Origin of the sequence: Flavobacterium sp., from assembly GCF_003525665.1 — a bacterium.
Lineage (GTDB): Bacteria > Bacteroidota > Bacteroidia > Flavobacteriales > Flavobacteriaceae > Flavobacterium.
Map to the genome: position 1 here is coordinate 11887 of NZ_DQDX01000197.1, position 4100 is coordinate 15986.

Below are 4100 nucleotides of genomic sequence, written 5' to 3' on the forward strand. Positions count from 1 at the left end.
TTTTTATTTAAAATTTATTTTCAATTTCAGTGTCCAATTTTTCTTGATGTTCAAAGCTTACTTTCTTTTTAGATTCTTCTGAATCATCTAGTTCATACGCTTTTTTAAATCCAACAAGTTTTACTTTAATGTTTTCTTCTTTTGATCTAATTTTTTTGAATTCTTTAATCAAATCCAATACATCGTGCGCAATATAAACGGTATCCGATGCATTGATGATAACTTTAGAATTTTCTGGAATTTCGCTCAACGTAGTTTTAATTGCCGATTTATTTAAAAAAGAAACCTCTTGTGCCAAATCGATATGAATTATATCACCGTCAACATATTCTTCTTTTCTAAAACTGTAAGCACGTTTCAAATTTCCTTTTAAAACAAAAATGATACTTATAATCATTCCAAGTGCCACACCTTTTAACAAATCGGTAAAGACAACAGCAATTGTAGTGGCAAAAAACGGAAAGTATAAATATTGATTTCTTTTTACATTTTGTGCAAACTTGTCATCTTTTAGGTATTTGAAGATACAATACGCTAAAATTAAAGCAGACAAAACACTAAATCCAATTACCAGATTCATGTAACTGTTACTAATCGCAATTAATATAACAATCAAAGAAATAAGTAAAACATTAACTTCTTTTGGCATGTAATGAGCAAAATGCTTAATATTTGGAACCGCCAATTTATAACCTACCATCAATAAAACAGCTGCTAATGTAGCCAATGGAATTTTATTTAAAACAAACGGAATTGCTAAAACACTCACCAACAACAATACGCCATGAATAATTGTTGACATTTTAGATTTTGCTCCAGAGTTATGGTTGGCGGAAGTTCTAACAACAACCGAAGTCATTGGCAAACCACCTAATAATGAACTAACTATATTCCCAATTCCTTGTGCTTTTAATTCTACGTTAGTATCAGTATATCGTTTTAAGGTGTCCATTCTATCGGATGCTTCAATACACAAAAGCGTTTCTATTGAGGCTACGATAGCAATTGTTATGGCTACAATCCAAACTTTAGAATTGGTTATTTGAGTAAAATCGGGTGTTACTATAATATTTTGAAATTCTGCTAACGTACTTGGTACTGGTAAATTCACTAAATGCTCACTTGCAATCGCTAAAGTACTTCCCGATTGAATAAAAAATTCATTCAATACAATACTCAATACGACTGCTACAAGAGCTGCTGGAACTAATTTTATATTCTTTAAAAATTCAACTTTGTTCCATAAAATCAATATTGCTAACGATAGAACTGCAATGATTATTGAACCAAAATTCACGTGATCTAAAACCGAAAATAATTCAGAAAAAGTATTCTGTCCATCGGCTTGAATAAATGATTCATCACCTTCAAAATCGGGATCATAACCAAAAGCATGTGGAATTTGTTTCAAAATAATGATTACACCAATACCTGCCAACATTCCTTCAATTACATTATTTGGGAAATAGTTAGAAATGGTTCCAGCTTTGATGAAACCCAAAATTAATTGAAGAACACCTGCTAGTAAAACGGCCAATAGAAAGACGTTGAACGAGCCTAAGTCTGTAATTGCTGTCAATACAATGGCTGTTAAACCTGCTGCAGGACCAGAAACACTAAGATGTGATTGGCTTAAATATCCAACAACAATTCCGCCAATAATTCCCGAAATAATACCTGCTAAAGGTGGTGCTCCACTTGCTAATGCAATACCGAGACACAGTGGCAAAGCCACAAGAAAAACTACTAAACCTGAAGCAAAATCAGATTTTAAGTTTGCAAAAAGATTGATTTTTTTAGTCATAACCAAAATTAAATTAATACATGAAAATCGTACATTCAGTAAGAATGACGAGCGAAGTATTAAATCAATTCGGGCGGCGGAGAAAATATTTCCTCAGAAATCTTATCATGACGCGATAAATTCTCAGAAATTATATTAGAGTTTTGAAGAACTTTAGCATCTAAAAAAGGATAATCAAAAACTTGCTTTAAATCGGCTTTAACTTCTTTTACTTCCTTATGAATTTCTTCTTCAGCAAAATTATAAAACAACGATACATCGGTAGTCCTTTCAATCAACGTTACAATAGTAGGTGTTGAAAGAAAAGTTACAAACAATACTAATACTAACGTTGTTAAAATCTTCATTTTACAAAAATAGCTTTTCGTCGTTAAAAACAAAAAGCTATTGTAGTTTTTTTAACATTAATTTTTAAATACTTTCTTCAAGCCAAGCACTCATCATCCAAATGGTTTTTTCTTGTTCAGAAATAAAATCACTCATCATAGAATTTGTCCCTTCATCTGCAATTTCACTTGCCTGATTGAGAATAACTCGTTCAATCTTTAACAGATGCGATAACGAATTTAATATCAAATTTATAGCTTCTTCATCGTTGTGAATGTTTTTACCAATTGGCAATTTGCTGTTTTTTACATAATCTTCAAAGGTATGCAATGGAGTTTGACCAAGTGTTAAAATGCGTTCGGCAATCAAATCAATTTTTAGTTGACTATCATTATACAATTCTTCAAATTTTACATGCAAATCAAAAAATCGTTTTCCTCTAATATTCCAATGCAATCCTCGTAAATTTTGATAATAAACCTGAAAATTAGCCAACAGCAAATTTAATTCTGCCGCTAAAATTTGAGTTTCTTTTTCTGGTAATCCTAATTTGTTTAATTTCATAAAAATAATATTTACTTCAAATTTACAAATTAACTAACCAATACACTATAAGTTAAATTGATTGTTTTTATATTTGCATCAAATTTTACTATCCAATGACAATCACACAATTACAATATGTTTTGGCTGTAGCCGAATATAAAAATTTTACTCTTGCAGCCGAAAAGTGTTTTGTAACACAACCAACCCTAAGCATGCAAATTCAAAAAGTTGAAGAAGAACTTGATATTCAGATATTTGATCGAACTAAAAAACCTATCCAACTTACAGAAATTGGTCAGAAAATTGTAAATCAAGCCAAAAATATTGTAAATGAAGCCGATAGAATTAAAGACATTGTTGACCAACAAAAAGGATTTATTGGAGGCGAATTTAGATTGGGAATCATTCCGACTATTATGCCAACGCTTTTACCGATGTTTTTGAAAAATTTCATAAAAAAATATCCAAAGGTCAAGCTAATTATTGAAGAGTTAAACACCGAGGACATCATCTTTAAATTAAAAAATGGTCATCTAGACGCCGCTATTGCTGCTACGCCATTGAACGAAGAAAAAATTAAAGAAGTCGTTCTTTATTTTGAACCATTTGTAGCTTACATTCCAGAAAATCACCAATCGTTTAGTAAAAAAGAAATTGAGATTACCGATTTAAATATTGATGAAATTTTATTGCTTCAAGATGGACATTGTTTTAGAGACAACGTTTTAAATCTTTGTAAAAACAACACCAATTCGGAACAAAATCATTTTCAAATTGAAAGCGGAAGTTTTGAAACACTAATAAAATTAGCCGATGAAGGATTAGGAACAACGCTTCTTCCCTATTTACATACGTTGGATTTAAAAGAAGCAGACAAAACAAAACTTCGTCATTTTACTGAGCCAAAACCTGCAAGAGAAGTTAGTTTAATCTATCCAAAAAACGAATTGAAAATTCACTTAATTGATGCTTTAAGAGCTACAATAACTGGTGTTATAAAAGGTGCCATTGCTTTTCAGAATGTAGAAATCATAAGTCCAAAACCCAATAAATAAAAAAAATGGATTCGTTTACGCGAATCCATTTTCTTTGTTAGTACTAATTTCTGTTAAACATTTTTGTAATTCTGGCTTGTTCATTGTAAAATAGGATAGCCAGTTTTCTAATTGGTCAATTTCATAAGGCAATAAACTTCTAGTTGCCTTTTTCAATCTCTTTTTAAAAAGATTAGGATCAAAACTTACACTTTCCAACTCGGATTTAGTGTAATCATAAATCATTCTTGGCATAGGTTTAAGATTTAGGGTTATCTTTTTTAGAACGTTAAGTAAAGTTATGAAAATTAAAACTACCAACTAACATAAACCTGCTAAAAATATCGATTAAATACATATTTATACGATATAAGTTCTTTATAATAAAA

The 4100-nt window shown here is 30.4% G+C and carries 5 protein-coding genes; 1 reads left to right on the forward strand and 4 read right to left on the reverse strand.

The genetic code is table 11. The features are described 5' to 3' along the window. Positions 1–7 precede the first annotated feature (7 nt). The 3 genes from DIU01_RS13970 to DIU01_RS13980 all read right to left on the reverse strand — a co-directional run bounded on the left by DIU01_RS13970 (position 8) and on the right by DIU01_RS13980 (position 2695). Positions 8–1804: a SulP family inorganic anion transporter gene (locus tag DIU01_RS13970; RefSeq protein ID WP_290835477.1), complete on the reverse strand. Its 1797-nt coding sequence runs from the start codon at positions 1802–1804 to the stop codon at positions 8–10. 59 nt (positions 1805–1863) lie between these two features. Then, the gene (locus DIU01_RS13975; protein WP_290835479.1) at positions 1864–2151 is read right to left on the reverse strand and encodes a hypothetical protein; all 288 of its coding nucleotides are present in this window, start codon (positions 2149–2151) and stop codon (positions 1864–1866) included. Positions 2152–2215: 64 nt separating this feature from the next. Continuing rightward, a complete protein-coding gene (locus DIU01_RS13980) occupies positions 2216–2695 on the reverse strand; it encodes a DNA starvation/stationary phase protection protein (RefSeq protein WP_290835481.1) in 480 nt (159 codons plus the stop codon). A gap of 95 nt (positions 2696–2790) precedes the next feature. On the opposite strand from DIU01_RS13980, the gene DIU01_RS13985 reads away from it, so the two are divergent. Beyond that, positions 2791–3732: a LysR substrate-binding domain-containing protein gene (locus tag DIU01_RS13985; RefSeq protein WP_290835482.1), complete on the forward strand. Its 942-nt coding sequence runs from the start codon at positions 2791–2793 to the stop codon at positions 3730–3732. A 15-nt stretch (positions 3733–3747) separates the two neighbouring features. Here the strand turns inward: DIU01_RS13985 and DIU01_RS13990 are convergent, their stop codons facing one another. Beyond that, complete coding sequence (locus tag DIU01_RS13990) at positions 3748–3966, reverse strand: hypothetical protein (RefSeq protein ID WP_290835484.1); 219 nt, start codon at positions 3964–3966, stop codon at positions 3748–3750. Positions 3967–4100: the final 134 nt, after the last annotated feature.